Raw genomic sequence first — 20,961 nt, forward strand, 5'->3', positions numbered from 1 at the left:
CCTGGAAGGAGAAGAATTAAAAATTTCCGGAGGTAACACTATTTCATTTGAAAAATGGGACATGGATAGTTCTGATGACTTTTCGGGAGACTATTTTGATTTAAAAAATCTTCCACAAATGTATACAACAGAACAAGTGGACAGCTTAGTTGCAACTATCGAAGTTGAAGATGGTGCGGTACAATCTTTACTTTTAGATGGAAGCCAGCTCTCTATTTCGAGCAGTAATAGTATTTCATTTGAAAAATGGGATACTAACGCTTCCGATGATTTTGATGGTTACTACTCCAATTTAATAGATGCTCCAGCTGTTTATACCAAAGCAGAAATAGATGAGCTTTTAGCCGCAAATAGTGGAAACGGAGAGCCAGGAGACACCTCTCAGTTCCTTACCTTAAATGAAGACCAACTAAGCATTTCAAATGGAAATACAATATCTTTTGTAAACTGGGACAGAGATGCGACAGATGATTTTGACGGTAATTATTCCAGCCTAAAAGATGCTCCAAAAGTATATACTCAGGCACAAGTAGATAGTATTAAGGCAGATCTTTTGGAAGAGGTGGAACGAATTTACTACAAAAAACCTGTTGTGGTCACTTTCGCTTCCTCAAGAAATATTACATTTACAGATATTGGGAACACCATTGCCTGCACCAACTCTGCCACTTTAACTATTACTTCTAACTTTAAGGAAATGAAAATTGGTCAAACAATTAACCTGGAGGCCCATGGGACAACGCTTTCTATTAAAGCCACTTCTGGAGTAAGACTTAACGGAGTTTCTGCTGGAAACGCAGGGATTGGTAATGATGAAGCCTTTACCGGTGGAATCCTTAGAAAAACAGGTGCGAACAACTATATTGTACTGTAATGAAAAAATTGATTTACTTGTTTCTGTGTTTGAGCAATGCCCTCTTTTCTCAAAATTTTCACTATGTACTAAATCCGCCCACCAATCTTAATAATTGCGAGGCAAATCCTCGTGGACTTCAATTTGACGGAGTAGATGATTGGGTCGATATACCTGATATTAATCTTACAGGTGATTTTACTATTGAATTTTGGGCTAAACTTGAAGGTGAAATTACTCACGAAGACGCGGTACTGGGACAAATAGGCAGAGGGCCTGATATTAACTTTGACTGGAAAAAAGTGAGGATATATGTGCCCAATGAAGGTTCTGCCGGTAGGGTCATTTACGCCAACCAAGCCATTACTCCTGGACAATGGAACCACTTTGCTTTTGTAAGGAAGGGTACCTCCATGAGCCTTTTCATAAATGGAGTAAAAGATATTACCACAAATTCTTACTGGTCCGGAAACTTTCCCATTGAAGCCATTGGGCGTGGAAATGCAGGATTTTTTGGAGGACGTCTGGATGAAGTAAAAATTTGGAACAGGGCACTATCGTATGAAGAAATAGCCAACAACTACGGTCAGTCAAATATTTCTGATAATACGGGGCTCCTAGCGTATTATGATTTTAATGAAACCGGAAAAGAGGTTCTTGATTTATCAGGTAAAACAGGAAAAGGAACATTAGGTGGCTCCCTTTCTACAGGAAATGACGACCCAAAACGAAGCAAGGACGTCCCGGACCTGTGCAACTATCTACCCCAGGCCCTGGTTTCCCTCACTGAAAATTCTTATACCTTAAAAAGAGCAACTACAACATCTGCCGGTGTTTATGCCGAGGATGGAACCCTGGTAAGGACCCTGTGGAACAATAAGCAGCAGCAAAAGGGTACACATTCTTTTAATTGGGATAAAAAAGATGATGCCGGAAACGCCGTGTCTTCTGGCAGTTATAATATAAAATTACTAACAAATAATCTTATTGCCGAGTGGGAAGGCCCTATTGGAAATAATTCTCCCGATCTTACAGGAGAAAGAGTTCAAACATCTTATGAGCAACTGCGTACTATGTCTATAGTAGGCGATGAAGCATATCTGGCTGCCGGTTTTAACGAAGGAAAAGCATCTCAATGGAAAATTAATTTAAATGATCCCAATGTAAGGATCCCTATAAAAGTCCTTAAAGAAGGAGTTTTTGGAAATGGTCAGGAAACAGAATATTCCACTACCGATGGAAAAACCGTTTATTACGGTGGATATGATGACTGGGGCAGGGACAAAGTCAGTTTCATATTTGGCATCGATCCTCTCGATGATTCCTTTCAGGAATTCAGTAAGGGACGCCCCTATACCACGGCAGCAGGAGGAGACACCTACGATGCTGCTTTTGGCATTATGACCGACGATGTAGAATACGACAAATTTATTTCCGGGATGGCGGTACAGCGGGATGGGGATTACTTGTTTGTTTCTTACTTAAATCTGAATCAAATTAGCGTTTACAACAAAACGACAGGAAGTTTAATACGTACTATTGCTGTTGAAAAACCAAGATTATTAACCATTGATTCTCACGGAAATGGGAATTTATGGATCCAGTACAATGGTAATGAAGTATCCAAATATAAGATCAACAGCGATGGCAGCTTTACATCCACAGGAGTAAAGATATCCGGAAAAAATAAAATTCATGCGCTGGGGTCGGATTTCACGGGTAAAATTGTGGCCATAGCAGACGGAGAAACCCAAACCGTTAAACGGTTCTCAACCGCCAATGGTTCTTTGCTAAATACATTTGGTCAAAAAGGAGGTTATGCCACAAACCCTACTGTAAAGGATGATAAATTTTATTTTTCTGACTCAAGGGATGATTCAAAATTATTGCGTGGAGCAAAAACGTTCATAACCTATGAGGCTGACGGGAGTTACTGGTTAGGAGATACCCACAATCGTCGGGTTCTACACTTTAGTGCTACAGACAAGCTTCTGGATAAGATCGAATATCAGGGCGAAGTACGATCTGCCACCGTGGATCCTAATGATCCTACACGAGTTTTTGCAGACTACATGGAATTTAAAGTTGATTATAACAAAAATATTGGAGGAAATAATGGCTCCTGGAAAACCGTTAGAAACTGGCGATATCACACAATTGGATTCGAAAATTGGTATTACAAATTGCGTTTTGTTTATACACTTCCAAACGGCCGAACGTATGCTCAGATTAATCCATCTAAATCTGATGATCCCTTTGTCATTTTTGAACTGGACCCTGATTTTGGGCTTAGGAATACCGGGATAAAACTTCCGAAAGGGGGAGCCCCCTGGGTCTTAGATTGGTTTTTGAGATCTGATGGTTCATTAAGAAAATACACTATTACCGGACCAGAAGATTCTCGTACAGTTACCTGGCAAGAAGCGCCACTAACAGGCTTTGATTCCGATCACAATCCGCAGTGGGGAAGTCTGGAGATTTTTGCACAGCTCAAAAATCAGGATAAATTACAGCCTTACCACAGGTATGGCATCTTCCAAAACACTCCTCCTGTCCCCGATGTCTCTGAGAATGGAGTCCTTGTATCTTATGAAAATCATCATCCTGATCTGGGTACCACAGGATATCATTTAGGAGGCATGAAACCGGGAACAGATAAATGGCTGTGGAAAGCCATGCCTAGCACCCCAGAAAACTACAGCGGTCCTTTTCCTACTGACGGAAGATACGATATTGGAAATGGTGTACACTATCCAGGTGGACCCGCTATAGTAATAGATGACATTATCTTTGCGGGCTATCATGGAGAATTATGGAAAAATTCAACTGCAAACATGTGGTACATCTACAGAGACGACGGTTTAATGCTTAAATTGTTTGGTGCACTAGGTCCAGATGTGGCGAATGAAAGCACACCTTATGGTTCTGCCGGAAATGCACTTTCTGCAAATGCAGTTAAAATAGGAGAAGACTACTACCTTTACCATGCCGACGAAAATGCTCATGGAGGTGTGAATCGTTGGCGCATCTCTAATATTGATAATATCCAGGAGCAGATAATATGTGTGGAAGTAAAATAAGTATGGTCTTAAACAAAAAAAGCAGCCTTAGGATATATTTAGGGCTGCCTTTCTCTTTCAAAAAATGTCTTTAGAGATTTAGTCTCTGAGTCTCATAAGTTTCTTGAATCGTTTTCTCCTCCCGCAATACATGATTTTCAAAAGAGGTCATAACATTATCTATAGAAAGATATTTTTGAGCATAGTAGCGGGCATTTTTTCGCATCAAAGAACCTTCCGGAGAATTTAGTGCCCTCACAATACCTTCTTTTAAAGCAGCCAAATCTTCAGCTTTAACCACATATCCCATCTTGTACTTTTCTACTACCTTTTGAAGACCTGAACCTCTATTTGCAGTTATAAGTGCTACCCCCCCAACAGCTAAAATAGTGGTTAATTTGGAAGGCATCACCAAATCACTTGCGGATGCCTTCTGAATAACCAGATGTACATCTGCTATATTTAGAAAATCGTTAAATTTTTCTGTGGGCTGCAGTGGAAAAAATATTACATTGTCAAGATTTCGTTTTTCTGCGAGATCCTGAAGTTTCTTTTTATAAGGGCCCGAACCGCAGATCACAAATTTTGTATTTTCATCCTGCTGAAAATCCCCTGCCACCTGAAGTATGGCTTCTAATCCCTGCTTTTCACCTATGGCTCCTGAATAAAGTAAAATCTTGTCTGTTTCTGAGAAACCAAAACTCTCCTTCAAATTCTTCTTTTCCTTAACAGGATAAAAAAATGTGGTATCGGACCAGTTAGGTAGTAAAAAAATTTCCCTTCCAGCCTTTTCTTTAATTTTTGAAACCATTCCTTCCGAAATACTACTAATCACATCTGCCCCGTCGAAAAAGTATTTTTCCACCTTGAGTAAAAAATCTATGAGTCTTCCAGATCTGATCATTTGAAGGTCTCTTGCCGCTTCTATCTGCAGATCCTGAATGTGGTATACAAATTTAGCTTTTCGTAAGCTTTTGTAAAGTCTCCCTAGGAAGCCTATTTGAAAAGATGGTACTACGGTTACAACGACATCATATTTTTTTCGAAAAAGGAGTCTAAATAACTGAACAAATGCTGAGGTGAAAAAAGTAGCTTCAGAAATAATTCTTTTCCCACCTGAAGGTTCAGCAGGAACGTACATGGGACACCTGAATATTTCTATACTTCCTCCCGATTTTAGCTTTTCACTTTCCTTTTTATACCAGAACCTGTTTTTTCTGTATGGTTCCTGTACCGCCCAAAAAGGATAATAGGGGTAGGTTGTTATCACCGAGCACTCATAACCTTTATCTACCAACCACTCCACCATCTCACCACTGTACTTTCCTATACCTGTAGGTTCAGGCGCAAAATTATTGCCTATTAGTAATATTCTTTTGCTCATATTAGATTTTTTATAGAAATAAAACTAGAAAATTCTCAGAATCGATTTTAACTCTTTGATGATAAATACGTTAAGAAATTTCCTTAAAAGTGAAAGGACGATCATCCCAATATGGATACTTACATAGGTAGTAAAAATTAAACTGAAATCCCGAAAAGGGATATGATCAAAAATAAGATAGGGGGCAAGGAAAACAAAAATAATGAGATACCGTACCCATACATATTTCATAAGCTGTATATTAATGTAAGGAAGATCGAGCTTTCTACTTGCGTATTCTATTGTAAAAAAGGATGCAGTAGCCAGTAACAATAGAGAAATTAAAGTGGTTGGAACACTTTCCAGACTTAATAATAAAAATGAGACCGGAATAAAACCCTTGAGAAAACGAAGTAGTAAAAAGAGAGGTACTCTATAGCTTTCCTGCAAATTTCCATAAATATAATATATCGCAAGAATGCTCAGATACAAAATTATAATTTCTAAACTTAACCAGGGTTGCATGAACAAAAACATTATCCCAACCACTATGACTCTTAATAACATGGCAAAATAAACATGATTCTCCTGTAAAGCTTCTTTATAAATAACTTTTCGGATTTTTACATTTTCTTTTTTAACAGAAATATTGTCTGTATAAAGATAGCCAGCTTCATAAATTATAGAAAATGCCAGTAAATGAAGTAGTAAACCCGATAACTGAAATAAAAATGGGCCGTCGGTAACAAGAAAAATATAGATTGGTATCCACATATAATCCCTGAGCATTGAAGAAAAATAGGCTACTACGCTTGTTGCCCAATTGCTATCATGTCTTTTTCTATACCGTTCTAAAGTATATAAAATGGGAATTCCCAATTCTATCCGTATATTATTCATAAATAATGGTTTTTCTAATAAGGAATAGCCATTTAATTGCTGAGTTTTGAGGGAAAGGAATTTAAAATGTTGCGGGTATAAAATGCTCAATATAAATCAAACCTCTACTATTTCATCCATAATAGCAATAAGACTTTTTTCAGAGCGAAGATCGTCGGTATAGTATATCATCCTTTCTTTTCTTTTTAAAAGATGTTTTACTTTAAAATTTCCGTAGGTATCCGTTTTTATTCCTTTGATTTTACCATTGTTATAGTAAAATTCTGTAGAAATCACCTCCTTAAAACCAAATAAGGATGCTATCTTTTTTGCAGGTATTTCTGTACATCCTGTAAGCATCACATCTGCCTTATCTGTTTCATTTAAAAGGGAACGACCCAATGAGGTCAACGATTTTAAAAATACTGGCTTATAAACGTTTTCAAAATATTCTTCAAGAGTATCCGTCTTTAAATTCCAAAAATAAATGTTTATAAGTAAACTTCTAGATTTGACAGGGTGATATGTTTTTGTTAAAATGAGAAAAAGAGCTATAGATTTCCCAAGAAACAATCTCACATATTTCCTTTTGTTCTTTAGGTAACCATATATAAAATCAAAAGTACTGTTTAACGAAGAAAGAGTGCCATCTAAATCGTAATAGTGCAAGGCAGGGCTTAATAGTTTGGGAACTGGACCAATTTCTTCTTTTGTACTAATTATAGTAGAATTGTTCATGAAAAAATAGATTAAAAGCTTTACAAGTTGTTACGGATTTTCCAGTTCCACACCGGAAGAAGCAGTTGCCGATAACTGAACAGGTTGAGACTCATTTCTTTGTTCGTGCATTTTAATTTGAATCAGAAATTCGTAATATGCCATATTAATACAATAAATAAATCCCGGTGCCCCCTCGGTAAAGCCGAAATTTAAAATATAAGCCTGGAAAAACCTTACAAATGGCCATCCCGGCATCCTGCTTAACCATGATTTTAAAGCAGGATTTCTGGTACTCGCGTCCCGTGAAAAAATTTGTTTAACAGGCGGTCTTTTTAGAGAACGTGCAATTGCTTCCTGAGAGGAATATTTATTATGTCTTTCAATCCAATAGAACCATCCCTTCGAGAACCCATAATGCAAATAAGGTTCTCGTAAGTATTCTATTTTACCTTCTACTTTATCCTCTTTCTGTCCATGGCCAAAATCTGTAAATCTTGCTCTTCCTTTTCTCATTAGCCGAAATTGCCACTTCGGAAAATTATCACAATATTTCAGCCATTTACCATATAGCATCATCTTCCAGCAGCAATAAAATCCGGCCACATCATTCTCAGCACTTTCAGTCGCCTTTATCATTTCAGTTTTAAATTTAGAAGTAACTACCTCATCTGCATCCAGAAACAGAATCCATTCATATTTGACTTTTAACTCATCAAGTGCGTAATTTCTTTGCTGTCCAAAGCTTCTGAAAGTATTAGTACTAATTTTTGCTCCCTGCAACAACGCAATATTTAGCGTCTCATCGTTACTACCGGAATCAACCACATGCACATCATCACACCAGCTAACAGAGTTTAGGCAGCGGGGCAGATCTTTTTCTTCATTCTTGGTTAGGATGATTATTGAAATCATAGTAAATTAATTTAAACCGTTACACTTTCCAGCTTTCTTTCCTTTAAGGGTATGCAGGGATGCCCCGCACAAACCATCCAGGCAGGCATATTTTTAGATACTACAGACCTTGCCCCTATTACACTACCTTCACCTATTTTTATACCTGGATGAATAAATGCTTCAGCAGCAATCCATACGTGGTCTCCTATAGAAATTGGTAATGTGATTAATGGAAAGCCTGGTTTAGTGTAATCGTGGGTGCCAGCAACAAGATGAGCTCCCTGAGAGATTACGGTTCGCTTCCCTATTCTTATTTTACCCTGTGAGTATAAAGTTACACCATTGGCAATACCACACTCATCCCCTAACTCAATGTTCCATGGTGCCCATATTTTAACGTTAGGATACACGTGAACTCCTTTACCTAGTTTTGCTCCAAACATACGCAGGAGAAACGATCTCCAACCATGCAACGGGTTAGGTGTGAATCTAAAGAAAAGAAAACATACCACATTCCACACCATTCTACACACCCGGTTCTGCAAACTAAAGGAAGGTCCGGAAAAAGTATTTTCATTATGCTTAGAAGAGAATTTAATCGTATCTGTATTTATCATTTTTAAGGATTAAAAATGTTCTTTGAAATAAAGTCTCATAGAAATAAAAAATTTATCCCTTAAACTTAAGGTATCTTCCTGTTCTGTAAATATTTCAACGGGATCTGTTTGTTTTGAGGATTGAAAATCTGCAAAACTTGCTTTAAACATATATTTTCCGGGACCGGCAAAGTGAAATATAGATCCTCCCTCAAGAAGGTTTTTAAACTCATCATAAGTTTCTATCATACCCTTTTTACCAAAATACTTGTAGCCGTTCTGCTGGATTTCTAAAAAATTTCTTTTTTTCATTCCCGAAGTGACCTTAACTTGTCTACCGTTAAAAAGCACCCTCGTTTTACTCTTTCCAGCGAGACAAGCCCAAGCCGATTGTTCAGACCACCAATAGCTTTTACATTTATTAAGATAATTACTTACAAGTTTCTCCAGATAATGGAAGTCTATAACTGCGGGGTCTACAATTATAAGTCCGGCATTTAAAGCTGGTACCATTTTTTCTTTCCACGCCATGTTCCACTTCCCTTTGTATGCCGGAACATCTTCCCTCATATACGCAATGTCAAAACCTTTATTAGGCAACAGAACATTGTCTTTTATAAAAACATCTGTATCAATAATGGTTATTTTTTCCACCTCTGGAAAAAGAATGGCTGTATCAAGGATCTTCCTCCAGGTTCCGTCCTTCTCCCTTATTTGCTGTAACGCCGGATAGTCAGCAAGAAAACTATCCACTTCAAGATTAGAATTCAATATCTGAAAATCCAGTGCTGAAATAATTTTTTTTTCCTTAACGCTAATTGGCTTATGTGGAAGTACATAAAATTCTGATGGAGAAATGTTTAAGATTTTACTCCAGCTCTTCATACAGGGCAGCGTCCAGTCATTTTCAATATAATTGGAGCCGTACAAGGTAATTAATGGATTTTTTGCTTCTGCTGTCATTCTAAATTGTGTAAAGGATACGGGAGTATAGCTAAAATGAAAAGAATTATTTTAAATACCCATTGTGGAGGTATAAGTTGGCATAAGCAGATTTTGCTTCCAGCGCTGTACAAAAGAATCCACTGCATAAAATTTTCTATAACATTTCAGTGAATTCTCTTCCATTTCCCGCTTTTGTTCACCAGATAAGCTCATCCAATTTTGCAATAGAGAGAGTGTGCCGGTAACAGATTTTGGCGCAACTAAACCTGCAGAAGCTTCATAAATTTCTCTCCAGATATTAATTTGATCTGAAATAAGTACAGCCTTTGCACAAGCTAGTGCTTCAACTACAGCAATACCAAAATTTTCTTGTTCACTGGGCAAAATAAATGCCTCACATCCATAAAACGCTCCCCATTTAGTTTTATCTGTGAGCATTCCAGGAAAAAAAACTGAACTCATCAGCAATGGACTTTTCTTTACCCGTTCCTCAAGTTTTCTCCCATATGAAGTTTCTTTACCGGGCCCTGCTATCATCAAGGCCGGTATACTATTTCCAGAGTTTTTTTCTAACAAAATTTCATAAGCGCTAATAAGATTTTCCACTCCTTTTTTTTCGTGAATCCTGCTCAAAAAAAGAAAATAGGGACGTCCGTCCAAATCCTCACATGCTTGTAAAAAGGCCCTGGTTAAGGCCAGCTCATACTCAGGAGGAGCCTCTGTGCCCATTCCAAGTATAATTTCTGTCTTTGGTTGGTATGGGTGAAAAGGTTTATGAGAGAGACGGCGCTCTTCTTCGCAGGTAAAAAGAAGACCATCTGCTCCATTTATAATTTTTGATTCTATCAATTTCCAGTAAATGGAATTTCTGACAGCCTTTAGTTTTCTACCTGCTGCCTCCTGGAAATACGGATCTAACATTCCATGCGGCATGACATAAAGTTTTGGCAAACTTCTTTCCGACTCCTCACTTTTACATTTATTTTTCAATTCTATCCAAACTTTAAAAGTAGCATACGAATTATAAAGCCAAAGCCCATGAATAATTACAAAATCGAATTTTTGCAAATTTTTTTTTAACCAGGGAGAATAATTTCTACTATAACTCCAGGCTGTTTTTTTAGGTCCGAGAGCATGAACAGGAAAATGATCGAAACTTAAGAAATTAGCATCAGGAGGATCCAGAGTTACTACTTCGTTTGCTATTCCTTCGTCAGAAAGACCCCGGACTATCGTACGAATTGCCTGGCATACCCCTCCCAATTTCGGGTCCATACCTTCAACAACATGAAGAATTTTCATAGGCTCCAAAATTTTTGCAGAATATCAGAATAAATCATTTCGATGTTATCCAGAGATTTTGCCTGATCAAACCTGTAGGCATTTTTTAATCCCTTCTCAATCCAAAATTGCCTTTCTTCCTGATTAAAATTCATTACTTTGTTTACAACTTCAGCTGCATCACAAGCCCAAAGTTCTACCTTTGATCCTATTAAGGGCTTTTTAGGGATATAAAATGCTGCTTCTCCTCCAACCTCTGTCATAGGAGCTTCATTAGTAGTTATAACTGGACATCCAGAGGCCATTGCTTCCACAATAGGCCAGCCAAATCCCTCTGCAAGTGATGGGAAAAGAAATGCTTTTGCACCTGCATATGCATTACTCACCACTTCATCTGAGGCGCTATTAATAAAAACTATGTCATCTGTAAAAGGAGAAGCTTCATAAGCTTTAATTAAATCTTCTGAAGGTGATTGACCAATGAGTACCAAGGGCAACCTTTCCCGCTGAGAATTGCGCCAGGCGCTGTATATCTCAACTACCCCAGTCCTATTCTTATACCATTGATTTCCTCCAACATGCAGAATGTACCCATTTCTTAAAGGAATATTTGCTTCTCGTGAGATTATTGCTCTTGCTTCCAGAGGATCTCCAGGGGAGAAAACGCGATTTAACCCATTGTATACCATTTCAGAGCGTAACGGAACTCCTTTACAAAATTTCGCAAGATCTTTACGTGTTCTTTCTGAGACGGATATAAAATTTTTACCTTTTGAAAACCCCTTTCTGATCAGAGCTTGATATTGTTTACCTGTCCAACTGGTTCTATTCTCTGCAATATTATTTTCTGCAGAATGCTGAGCTAAAAAATCATGACAATGTACTACATGCGGCCTATCCTTTACCAGGTTGACCCATGGACCAAGCGCATGATCTGTAAAAACAAAAAGTGTACTGCTACAAAGACCAGTTTTCTTTCTTCTTACCTGCATGGGAAAAATGATGTACTGGTCTATATAACCCATCCATTTTTTCATGTTTCCTGTAAAGGGAAATCTGTAAAAATATTCCCTTGGAGACCAAATTTCCACCTCATGGTTTCTTTCTTTCATTCCTTCAGCCAGCATTTTGGCAAAACGAGGCATACTTTGATGATTCAAAAACAGGGGGTGTGCAAAAAATATAATTTTCATCAGGAGAATTTTCATATCCAACCGGATACTTTACTGTTTCTTAGTTTGCGAAATTTGCCCTTTTTGCGGTATCTTTAAAGCACCTAGAACAAGTCCACCTATTAACGTACTAAAACCGAGCGATGTAGGCTGTGCCCACTGACCCTGGGGTATTATAATAAGAGCAAGACTTAGTAAAACCCATGGAAGCAAATTATTGTACTTAAGGCTACGGTAACTCCTCAAACTTATATCTGCACAAAATATTAATCTTAGAAGGATAACGAATATTCCCATTACAAATCCCATTTCCCCTATAAGCCGTGCCCATTCTCCTTCAGCAATTAAAAAAGAACGCTCTCCTGTAAGCAAGGCACTACCCGCATTTGTACCTAACCCTAAACCATATCCAAAGAAAGGCAGATTATTATTCCCAGATACCGCAGATATCATACCCCCGAAGTATCGCTCAAGCAAGGAACTCGCCACTCCTCCTTCTATGTTGCTGGCACTTTCAAAACGTGCCATAAAAGCCTCTGTAGCAGTTTGAAAAAAAGTGGTCTGGCTAAGAATGGTTAGTAATAATACCATAAATACTGCTGCCGTAAATATTCTTGATAAATATTGTGGGTTTCTGGAAATAGCCAGTCCAGTAAATATAATTGCTACTGCAATTGAAAAAAATAAACTACGGCTTATAGATAGAGGAATGGAAGCTAAAACTGCCAAAGTTGCCGCTATTAGCAGAACCTTATTTATTTGATCTTTACTTACCCAGAAAAAAAGTACAAAACAGGCGACCAAACTAAAAAACATTGAGTTCCCGGTTGTAAATGAAAAAGTTCCGGAAGGTCGGAAAAATCCCATTGCACCACTAAATCCTGAGCCTTCTACATCTCCACCCACACCTCTGTTAACAAAAGCTGACTGTGGACTGTAAAATTGCATAGCGGTAAGAATTACCAGGGGAATAGAAAGCAACAAAACCACCTTTCCCAGCTTAACTACATCTTCTCTGTTAAAAACGTTACCTATTACAAACATCAAAGGAAAATGTACCAAAAGAATCCTCGCACCAAATAAAGCCACTGGCAAATTTCCATGACCAAAAATAAGTGTAGTAGAAATCCCTATAGTGCCCAAGGCAATCATGACTGCAGGATAGATGGAAAATGGAAAAAAATCTTTTCTCCATGCAGTATAAAGAAGCCAGATAGCCACCGGATCTCGCACCACCAGTAAAGGTGCCGACAAAGCTGGAATTCCCCATTTCCTAAGTGCTCCTTCAAAAATTAATAACAAGAAATAAGCCCAGATACCAAATTTAAGATACCTTTTACTGTTTGTATCCACACTGGTGAAGCTATCACCATCGATCTTTATAGTCTCTTTCCGAGGAGATTTTACTTCTGTGGTGAAATTTTCTAAAGGAAAAGCCATTGTGCCTGCGCTGGATTTAATTCAAAAACGATGTTCCATTATAGCCTGGGTCAATTCCTGTCCATAAAGAGTCCATGGTCTTAAACCCGCTCGTTCTATAGCTTCTTTCCCAATAATCTTAACCTGTTCGGGTTTTACTAGAATTTCTTCTATAGCTCCACGCAATTCCTCTGTAGAACCGGCTTTAATTAACCACCCATTTTTCTTATCTGTAATTAAATCGGGACCGGCCGTACGATCTGTGGTAATCACAGGAGTTCCCTGAGACATAGCCTCGGTAATCACCATTCCGAAGCCCTCAAAGAGCGATGGAAAAAGTAAAACATCATGTTCCCGCATAAGCTTGAGAACCTCTTTGTGGGGAAGAGATGGAATCCATTTATGTTTTGCCAGTGCTTTATTTAAAGCAGCACAATCGTTAGCAGCTTTATGACCAAGTACGGTCAAATCTACATAAGACTCCAGCCCCTCAACAGCAGCAAAAACGTCTGCTATCCCTTTACGCTGTGAAAGACCTCCTACAAAAAGTAATTTTAGTTTTTTCCTGTTGCTGAGGTTATCATATTTCCTGCTTTCTACTGGTATTGGAAATCCGTACGGAATAATTTCCACAGGAGCTAACTTTCCAGGAAAGTCTTTGAGGGTATTTGCGGTAAAAGTACTGGCTACAAAAATACGATTTGCCATTTTTAGCTCTTCATCCTTACGTCTCAATTTGGCTTCAGAATCTTTAAACCCTGTTAGGGTAGAGGCCCACTCCGGCCAACGTTCCTGCTCTATCTGAAGGAGTTTCCTAGCCGATCTCCAGTAGCCTATAGGTAGATCATAAAGGCATTGAAGCTGTCTTTTTTGGGCCTCTTTAAAAGAAAAAAAAGCTCCGTCTTCATAAGCATAGACTGCATTAATTTCTTTGTTTTCTGCTCTTCCCAAACGCTGAGCAACTCCACGATCCTGATTTTTATAAACCGCATCAACAGAAAAAATTCCGGTTTCATGTCTGGTTAAACTTCCTGCTCCCAACTTAAGTGCTGCCATCCTACCCACTTCCCTCCAGGGGCTGGTACTTGTAAATGAGCTTAGAGACGGTTCAAAACTTCTTCTCCTCAAATCAGCAAAAGGACCAACAACACTCAACTTATCAAGAAATCCGCCCGGAAATGTAGCCATGGCAGTATGGAATTCATTCAGCATATCAGCTTCCATTAATCCCTGCAGCAAGGCTCGGTTGAACTGGTTACTTGTAGGATGAGAAATTATAACTTTCATATACGCGGGACTCTGATTAATAAGTGATTTAAGACTAACTCTTTAACTGAGTCTCAGCAGTAAAATAGACTTTTGGATTTTGTAACATTTCTTCCCAGACTTTCCAGAACGCTGCATTGCTAAAGTAGTTTTTGTAGACCTGGTGAATTCCCTGGGCCGAAAAACCTTCAGTTTTTATTCTCTGTACAAACACCTCAAGATTTTTTACAAGCTGCTCTGCATTTTTTCCTGAAACAATCATTCCTGCCTTATTAATTCCTGCCACCTCCGGCATAGCTCCTATAGTTGTACATAAAATTGGACGACCATAACGCATAGCTTCTATAACCACTAATGGCAACCCTTCAGTATCAACCGAAGGAATAACAACGCCATGACAGGCACTAATTATACTGGAAAAATCCTCATCCTTATAAAACCCCTTCATTTTCACTTTTTGCTTCAACCCCTCACTTTCTATAATTTTTTGCAAAGATTCTGCTTCAGATCCCTTTCCGTAGATATCAAGAACAATGTCACTATTTTTAAAAATTTCTTTTGTTGCCGAGACAAATTGTTTAATACCCTTGTTCCATTCAAGACGTCCGAAATATGCCAATTTAATAGTGCCGCCTGCAGGGGGAAGATCCGTAAAATTGTTTGACTCATATTCTTTGGAAAAACAGGGTAACCAGGCTACAGGTTTATCTGCTGACACATTTTTTTTAAAAACTTCGATCATACCTTCTGTTTGAGGTGCTATGGCATCAAAAACCTTCACCATTTTAAGCTTAAGAGGAATATTATGTGCCTCAAAATGTACTTCCTCAAAAAACTTGTAAGTAGAAGATGGTAATGCTGCTGCCAACATGGAATAACCATGACCATAACCAGTAGCTATAAAAAGATTAGGACTAAACGCTTTCGCAATTTTACAGGCTTTCCTTAACCTGAAATATTTTTTGAGCTTCAGTGCAAAAGAGTTAGTAATATAAGGTACAGATATCTCGGTAATTTCGTCATCTTCAAAAACAGATGTGTTGCTACTATTTACATTAATAAGCAAAAGATCATGTCCGGAATTTCTCAAATATTTACAAAGCACCTTATAATGAACTATAAGTCCTCCCATGAGTGCATTATTACCCATTACTACTATTTTCATTTATAATTTGTATGGATTAAACTCTTTTTTACTCAGCTGATTTTTTTAAGCTACTTATTTACTTATTCTCCGTGAGCTTAAATTTCAACTTCTCCAGGGCTGCCGAAACCGGATTGCTGTATGTAAGCTTCTGTGTTTGCAAAATTTCTATTGAAGAGTTACTTCGATAAATAAGTTCCTCTATCTTTTGATAAATACTTTCGAATTCAACCAAACGCTTGATAAGATGTACCGCAACAGTATCGCTCTTGATCTCATCCATAGAAGCTGGAATAAGCACCTGCGATTTCTTCCATATTGATGCATTAGAGTTAGCTCCAAGCAAGGCCCAGGCTGTTTGATCTGCCAAAGATACTCTCCAAGGTTCTTTGTCTCTAGGGAAATATTCTTCCTTACTAAACAGCCATTCGAAGAGATCAAAATCAATAGCCCCGTTACGCACGTAGTAAAAGCCTGCATTAATTTTATCAGGAAATTTCATTCGTGGATAGATAAATCTCTCAAAATAATTTACAGAATAGTAATCAAATCTATCGCTCATAAGCACAAGGTCTTCCTCATCATATTTGCTTCTATCTAGCCCTATAAAAGGTTTGATGAAAAAAACGTCTGAATCAAAATAAACATAATCTGTTTTTTCCATAACAGCCATGTCGAAAAGCTTAATGGTGAAAGCATTTTGACCTCTCCATTGACGACAAAAAGGATGAGAGCGCAAAGCTTCATCTGCCAAAGCATCTACTTCCTTTTTATCTTTAATTATTACACCGGGAATAGCTGTTAGTTTTTCTTTATCCGCTTCTGATAAAGAACCGTCTTCATATATATGCACCCTATAATCATCTTTGTAATTATGAACAAAAGATTTTAGGGAAAGTTGGACCATTTCTATATCTCTATGACATGCCAAAGTTGTAACTGTAATCATTTTACTAGATCTAAAAATTAAAAAGTCAAGTTGAAAAGGTTTTCCTTCTAGAATATTTTAGTGAATGGCCTTAGCCCAGGTAGCTACCTGATGAAGCCCTTCATTTAAATTATATCTTGGAGTAAAACCGAGATTTAATAACTTTGAAATATCTGCTCTCCAATTGGCCGGATCACCTTTTGGAACAATACCATCAAATTGTATTTTAATATCCACCCCTAAATTGTTTACCAGTAATTCTGCCACTTCGGCAATAGAACTTTCGACCCCGGAACCAAGGTTATAAATTTGAATCTTACTGGAAACTGGTTTAGAAATTACTGTTAGGACTGCTTGACAAACATCTTTTACATACATAAAGTCCCGGCTTTCCGCTCCGGTACCAAAAAGTGTAATGGATTTTACTCCTTCTTCTTCGGCTGAAAGGGCTCTCTGGCTAACATCCCAAATCAATTGTTTTCTCAATTCGGGCCCGTAAACCGAAAATATCCTGAAAATAGTAATATTAAGATCAAATATCCTGGCATAATTGCAAAGTAAAGATTCGGCAATTGCTTTATGTATTCCGTAGGGTGAAATTGGTTTAATAGGAGTATCCTCAGTAATAGGCAAGCTTTCAGGATTACCGTATACAGCAGCACTGGAGAAAAGAAAAAATCTTGCCTGCGCCTGTGATTTTTTCAAGTAAGTAGCAAGACGTGCCGTACCGGGTAATAAACTTGAAAAATCTCCAAAGGGATCCTTAACCGAAGCCGAAACTGAGGCCCCCCCTGCCAGATGACAAATTGCATCTAAAGTACAGCCCTCCATTAATTGCTCGAGATCGACAGTGTCCAGAGAGGCAGTAGCAAAATTTTCCCAGAGTTGTGGCTGCAAAGGAGTTCTCAAATCTATACCATATATCTTAAACCCTGCTTTAACTGCTTCCCGTGATAGCCAGGTTCCTAAAAACCCTGAAGCTCCGGTTATCAGTATAGTTTTGGGATTATTCATACTTTTTTTATTCATTAAATATAGATAGTAATAGTTATAGAATTGGACTTATTTAATTATTACAAGCTAGCATATGCCTCGGTTGTTTCCTTTAGATGATTGTGGATCTTAAATTGTCCTTTAGAATTCAAACTACGACATATATCTTGTGAATTGTGAATCTGGTGTACTCCCTGTTTTGCCATTGCCTCTTCATAAGTATTATCATCTTCGGATATTATAACGGGTATTCCCCGTTCCAACCATGCGAGAGCCGAGCCGCTTTTATTCAATCCATCTATTCTCGTAGTAACTACGCCCAGGTCAACAAGTTTCATCGTCTGATTTATTAAATAGGAAGATAAAGTACCGGTTTGCCAATAGGAAGCTTTTATTTCTTCTGCCAATTTACTTATGTCCCGTCCTCTTCCATGCCCTATGGAGAGTATTCCTAGTTTTTTGCTTGTATTTGTGGCGGCTATCGCCGCATGTACTAATAATTTTTTCAGGTCCATATAATTATATACAGTGCCAAAAAAACCTAAGATTAGCCAATCTTCTTTTTTAACTAGAAATCGATTAAAATCTTTTTCCTCCTTTAATTGTTTCCAGTGATCATCGGGACCTCTCTCATTTATGGGTATATTACTAAAAACAGGTGTTAAGCGAGAAACTAACCCCATCCTTCCCAGATTTTTCTGAGATGTAGGTGTATTTGTAAAAATCTGTCGAGGTCTTAAGGCGAGAGACAATCCTTTTATAAAAATTTTCTGAAGCGTTCCAAGCACTTTTTCCTTCAGCTTTGACTCTCTGGGAGTACCACACCAGAGTTCATGGTACATAATATGTAAATTAGTATCCCCCATTCTTCTTCTCAAACTGAAGAGTTCAATGGGCAACCCATATTTATTGTACCCAAAACCGACATATTGCAGACTTATCCAACTAGGCTCAAAAGAGTTCAACCAATTCTCGGCTTCATTCATGCGAGTACTGAAAGAGTAATTTGAAGGAATTCGCAATACCTGATAACCCTTTTTACCTTGTTTCTTTTCTTCTGTTATAACCTGAGAAACAAAATGGTCATTTAATGCAATTGAGCTTACTATATGTCCCTCATTTAAAAGACTGAAAGCAAGCCGGGTAACATAATCTCCCACTCCATCCTTTCCAGGTTCCAGACAGGGGCATAAAAAAAGAATTTTCATTTAGAATAGAATATTTACCATTCTTCGCATTCCACCCAGAGTAAGAATACTACTTCTGTGCCATTTACTAAAATAAATATTTAAGGCTTCCTTCTTTTCTCCCTTTTTGGCCGCTTGTAAGATTGCCACAGGAGCCTTTCTTCTCAAGACAACATTTACGGGGTCCGTTTTCTTACTCTTGCCAGCTATACCAGCCTGGCGTATGATTTTGAAAGCCTGGTATCCTGAATCCGTACCATTTCTGGCTACAGATGACTTTGTTATTCTATACTTAGCTGTGTATTCATTAATAAAATGCAAATTATAACCCTGGACACCTAGTTGAAAGCCAAAGTCAAAATCTCCCGCATGCCCGATTTGACTTTTATTTCGATAATGAACCTTATTAATAACAGCTTTATTCAGCATATAACAATCATTTGGAAATTGTTGTACCATTCCTGCCTCTAAGGGAGAAAGCCTATTTTCACTATAATAGGAGGTTCTAAAATAATAAGCGTTGAGATGCTCGGAATGTTTCTCGTCAATTACACCATCCTCATTAATAATATACTGCTTACCATAAACTGCATCTATGGAATGGTCAGCCTCAAAAGTACTAATCATTTTTTCCAAGGCAGTTTTTATCAGGAGATCGTCATCATGAAGCAAAACAATTTTTTCTCCTTTAGCAGTTGCAAACAATTTGTTGACATTTGCAGCCTGACCTAAGGGAGGATTGTTTTTCATGTAATTTATATTAATATGTGTTTGATTTTGGAAAGATTCTATTAACAATTTGGATTCATCATTTGTTGAATCGTCACACACAATTATTTCATCTGGCAAATAAGTTTGCTCAATACATGAATTTATGGCCTCCTTTAGGAGATCGGGACGATTATATGTGGGTATACATATGGATATTTTCATAATATTAAATATTAATTCTGCGAGTTATACTCTCTCAGGCCAGCAATACTGTTTGATAAGTATAGTATAAGATTAAGACTACCTGAAAGAATTCCCATATACAAAACACCTGATAAAGTAGTGATGTCGAAAAGAAATATGCCTAAAAGTATACCTCCAATATCCGTTGGTATTTCAAGTAGCGGAGTAAATTTTATCCAACCTTTATTGAGATTCATATTATGAACAATTCCTATTAGAAATCCTATTGAACCACCTATTATCATTAGAAACAGCTCAAAGGATAAATCCTCATAGCCGGAGCCAAGTATCCACAAAAAAAGATTCGGAAATAAAGCAACAGCCAGAATAACTATTCCACATATCACCAGAGACACCAGAAGGGAGGCTACGTACATTTTCTTTAGTCGGGCGCCATTTGCAGTCCGAGCAAAGGCAGGTGCATAAATACTGCGGAAAAGAGCCGATATTATCGTAAATAACAAAGCGAATCTTGCCAGTGCTCCGATTTCTGCAAGTGATTCTGTTGTGCCGAAAACACCCAGCAGGAATATTGACACCTGCCCTTTAAAAGCAAAAAAAGCAGAATTGTGCCAATTATTTTTGATATAATAAATGAGCACCTTCTTGTAATCAGGATTTACCCGAGAGCCACCCAATAGACCGAGCTGATCTCCTTTTCTTTTAACGTAAAAAAAAGAAGACCAGGAACTTATACTGGTTATTAGAAATATTACTGCAATAATATAATCTATATCAAGAAAAAGCAAAATTCCAATTATTCCAACGAATCGTACTATATGCCCTACCAGTTCTGAAATTTCAACCGAGCCTACCTCCTTTTGCAACAACATAGCTGTCCGTAGGAAAGCCGTTTGAACTTCAGGAATAACTATTAATAGAAGACAAAGCAGAAACCATGCAATTCTACCTATGGAGATCTCCTGTTCAATTAAAATATAAGCCGCATATCCTCCTACCAGCAAAAAAGCTAATCCTATTATAAAAGGCGCAATTTGACGTGCAGTTTTAATAAGGCTGGACATTCGTGCAGTATCGTTCCAAATTTCACCTCCAATTTTTTTAAAACCAATAAAAAGAGCGGAATTGGAGAGCGGCAGTAACATTCCCTGAATTGTCAGGAGCACAGTATATATAGCATAATCTCCCTTTGAGAGTTCTCTAACTAAAATTATACTTACGGCAAAGCCAAGAGCTTTTCCCATCATTTGGGAACCCAATACCTGACCTACTGGTTTAAGAGCAGTTTTAGTAAAATAGGGACTAATTTGCTCTAAGACAATTCTCAATTTAATATAACAATTTTTA

18 protein-coding genes are annotated in these 20,961 nt (G+C 37.8%); 2 read left to right on the forward strand and 16 right to left on the reverse strand.

Annotation, left to right across the window (positions count from 1 at the left end):
* On the forward strand, positions 1-874 hold an 874-nt coding region (locus RM529_RS09650; protein WP_311484591.1), incomplete at its 5' end, for a hypothetical protein.
* Entirely contained in the window at positions 874-3,933 is a 3,060-nt protein-coding gene (locus tag RM529_RS09655; RefSeq protein WP_311484592.1) for a LamG-like jellyroll fold domain-containing protein, read from the forward strand. The genes RM529_RS09650 and RM529_RS09655, both read left to right, overlap by 1 nt.
* A gap of 70 nt (positions 3,934-4,003) precedes the next feature.
* Here RM529_RS09655 and RM529_RS09660 read toward each other — a convergent pair whose 3' ends face one another.
* The 16 genes from RM529_RS09660 to RM529_RS09735 all read right to left on the reverse strand — a co-directional run bounded on the left by RM529_RS09660 (position 4,004) and on the right by RM529_RS09735 (position 20,942).
* Positions 4,004-5,296 carry a WcaI family glycosyltransferase gene (locus tag RM529_RS09660; RefSeq protein ID WP_311484593.1) on the reverse strand — a complete coding sequence of 431 codons (1,293 nt, stop codon included), beginning with the start codon at positions 5,294-5,296 and terminating at the stop codon, positions 4,004-4,006.
* A gap of 24 nt (positions 5,297-5,320) precedes the next feature.
* Positions 5,321-6,175 (reverse strand): hypothetical protein, encoded by an 855-nt coding sequence (locus tag RM529_RS09665; protein WP_311484594.1) that lies wholly within the window; start codon positions 6,173-6,175, stop codon positions 5,321-5,323.
* 96 nt (positions 6,176-6,271) lie between these two features.
* Positions 6,272-6,892 (reverse strand): HAD family hydrolase, encoded by a 621-nt coding sequence (locus RM529_RS09670; protein WP_311484595.1) that lies wholly within the window; start codon positions 6,890-6,892, stop codon positions 6,272-6,274.
* A 30-nt stretch (positions 6,893-6,922) separates the two neighbouring features.
* Complete coding sequence (locus RM529_RS09675; RefSeq protein ID WP_311484596.1) at positions 6,923-7,786, reverse strand: glycosyltransferase family 2 protein; 864 nt, start codon at positions 7,784-7,786, stop codon at positions 6,923-6,925.
* Between the two features lie 11 nt (positions 7,787-7,797).
* Positions 7,798-8,385 (reverse strand): WcaF family extracellular polysaccharide biosynthesis acetyltransferase, encoded by a 588-nt coding sequence (locus tag RM529_RS09680; protein WP_311484597.1) that lies wholly within the window; start codon positions 8,383-8,385, stop codon positions 7,798-7,800.
* Between the two features lie 9 nt (positions 8,386-8,394).
* Positions 8,395-9,327, reverse strand: a complete 933-nt coding sequence (locus tag RM529_RS09685; RefSeq protein ID WP_311484598.1) for a hypothetical protein — start codon at positions 9,325-9,327, stop codon at positions 8,395-8,397.
* A 51-nt stretch (positions 9,328-9,378) separates the two neighbouring features.
* Complete coding sequence (locus RM529_RS09690; protein ID WP_311484599.1) at positions 9,379-10,611, reverse strand: glycosyltransferase; 1,233 nt, start codon at positions 10,609-10,611, stop codon at positions 9,379-9,381.
* Entirely contained in the window at positions 10,608-11,783 is a 1,176-nt protein-coding gene (locus RM529_RS09695; protein WP_311484600.1) for a glycosyltransferase family 4 protein, read from the reverse strand. The genes RM529_RS09690 and RM529_RS09695 overlap by 4 nt, the downstream gene beginning before the upstream one ends.
* 30 nt (positions 11,784-11,813) lie before the next feature.
* Entirely contained in the window at positions 11,814-13,202 is a 1,389-nt protein-coding gene (locus RM529_RS09700; protein WP_311484601.1) for a hypothetical protein, read from the reverse strand.
* A 21-nt stretch (positions 13,203-13,223) separates the two neighbouring features.
* Complete coding sequence (locus tag RM529_RS09705; protein WP_311484602.1) at positions 13,224-14,468, reverse strand: glycosyltransferase family 4 protein; 1,245 nt, start codon at positions 14,466-14,468, stop codon at positions 13,224-13,226.
* A gap of 34 nt (positions 14,469-14,502) precedes the next feature.
* Positions 14,503-15,612 (reverse strand): glycosyltransferase family 4 protein, encoded by a 1,110-nt coding sequence (locus RM529_RS09710; RefSeq protein WP_311484603.1) that lies wholly within the window; start codon positions 15,610-15,612, stop codon positions 14,503-14,505.
* 58 nt (positions 15,613-15,670) lie between these two features.
* A complete protein-coding gene (locus RM529_RS09715) occupies positions 15,671-16,540 on the reverse strand; it encodes a hypothetical protein (protein WP_311484604.1) in 870 nt (289 codons plus the stop codon).
* Between the two features lie 57 nt (positions 16,541-16,597).
* A complete protein-coding gene (locus RM529_RS09720; protein WP_311484605.1) occupies positions 16,598-17,533 on the reverse strand; it encodes an NAD-dependent epimerase/dehydratase family protein in 936 nt (311 codons plus the stop codon).
* A 59-nt stretch (positions 17,534-17,592) separates the two neighbouring features.
* The gene (locus RM529_RS09725) at positions 17,593-18,720 is read right to left on the reverse strand and encodes a hypothetical protein (RefSeq protein ID WP_311484606.1); all 1,128 of its coding nucleotides are present in this window, start codon (positions 18,718-18,720) and stop codon (positions 17,593-17,595) included.
* Positions 18,721-19,632, reverse strand: coding sequence for a glycosyltransferase family 2 protein (locus tag RM529_RS09730; protein ID WP_311484607.1), 912 nt, complete (start codon positions 19,630-19,632; stop codon positions 18,721-18,723).
* Between the two features lie 11 nt (positions 19,633-19,643).
* On the reverse strand, positions 19,644-20,942 hold the full coding sequence (locus tag RM529_RS09735; RefSeq protein ID WP_311484608.1) for a lipopolysaccharide biosynthesis protein: 1,299 nt from the start codon (positions 20,940-20,942) through the stop codon (positions 19,644-19,646).
* Between the last annotated feature and the right edge of the window lie 19 nt (positions 20,943-20,961).

Origin of the sequence: Autumnicola edwardsiae (assembly GCF_031846505.1) — a bacterium.
GTDB classification, from domain to species: Bacteria; Bacteroidota; Bacteroidia; order Flavobacteriales; family Flavobacteriaceae; genus Autumnicola; species Autumnicola edwardsiae.

Bases quoted from the DNA above. Each gene is read 5' to 3' on its own strand.
- RM529_RS09670 (WP_311484595.1), bottom strand. From the start codon at position 6,892: ATGAACAATTCTACTATAATTAGTACAAAAGAAGAAATTGGTCCAGTT.
- RM529_RS09680 (WP_311484597.1), bottom strand. From the start codon at position 8,385: ATGATAAATACAGATACGATTAAATTCTCTTCTAAGCATAATGAAAAT.
- RM529_RS09725 (WP_311484606.1), bottom strand. From the start codon at position 18,720: ATGAAAATTCTTTTTTTATGCCCCTGTCTGGAACCTGGAAAGGATGGA.
- RM529_RS09715 (WP_311484604.1), bottom strand. From the start codon at position 16,540: ATGATTACAGTTACAACTTTGGCATGTCATAGAGATATAGAAATGGTC.
- RM529_RS09700 (WP_311484601.1), bottom strand. From the start codon at position 13,202: ATGGCTTTTCCTTTAGAAAATTTCACCACAGAAGTAAAATCTCCTCGG.
- RM529_RS09660 (WP_311484593.1), bottom strand. From the start codon at position 5,296: ATGAGCAAAAGAATATTACTAATAGGCAATAATTTTGCGCCTGAACCT.
- RM529_RS09685 (WP_311484598.1), bottom strand. From the start codon at position 9,327: ATGACAGCAGAAGCAAAAAATCCATTAATTACCTTGTACGGCTCCAAT.
- RM529_RS09690 (WP_311484599.1), bottom strand. From the start codon at position 10,611: ATGAAAATTCTTCATGTTGTTGAAGGTATGGACCCGAAATTGGGAGGG.
- RM529_RS09695 (WP_311484600.1), bottom strand. From the start codon at position 11,783: ATGAAAATTATATTTTTTGCACACCCCCTGTTTTTGAATCATCAAAGT.
- RM529_RS09705 (WP_311484602.1), bottom strand. From the start codon at position 14,468: ATGAAAGTTATAATTTCTCATCCTACAAGTAACCAGTTCAACCGAGCC.
- RM529_RS09710 (WP_311484603.1), bottom strand. From the start codon at position 15,612: ATGAAAATAGTAGTAATGGGTAATAATGCACTCATGGGAGGACTTATA.
- RM529_RS09720 (WP_311484605.1), bottom strand. From the start codon at position 17,533: ATGAATAATCCCAAAACTATACTGATAACCGGAGCTTCAGGGTTTTTA.
- RM529_RS09730 (WP_311484607.1), bottom strand. From the start codon at position 19,632: ATGAAAATATCCATATGTATACCCACATATAATCGTCCCGATCTCCTA.
- RM529_RS09675 (WP_311484596.1), bottom strand. From the start codon at position 7,786: ATGATTTCAATAATCATCCTAACCAAGAATGAAGAAAAAGATCTGCCC.
- RM529_RS09655 (WP_311484592.1), top strand. From the start codon at position 874: ATGAAAAAATTGATTTACTTGTTTCTGTGTTTGAGCAATGCCCTCTTT.
- RM529_RS09665 (WP_311484594.1), bottom strand. From the start codon at position 6,175: ATGAATAATATACGGATAGAATTGGGAATTCCCATTTTATATACTTTA.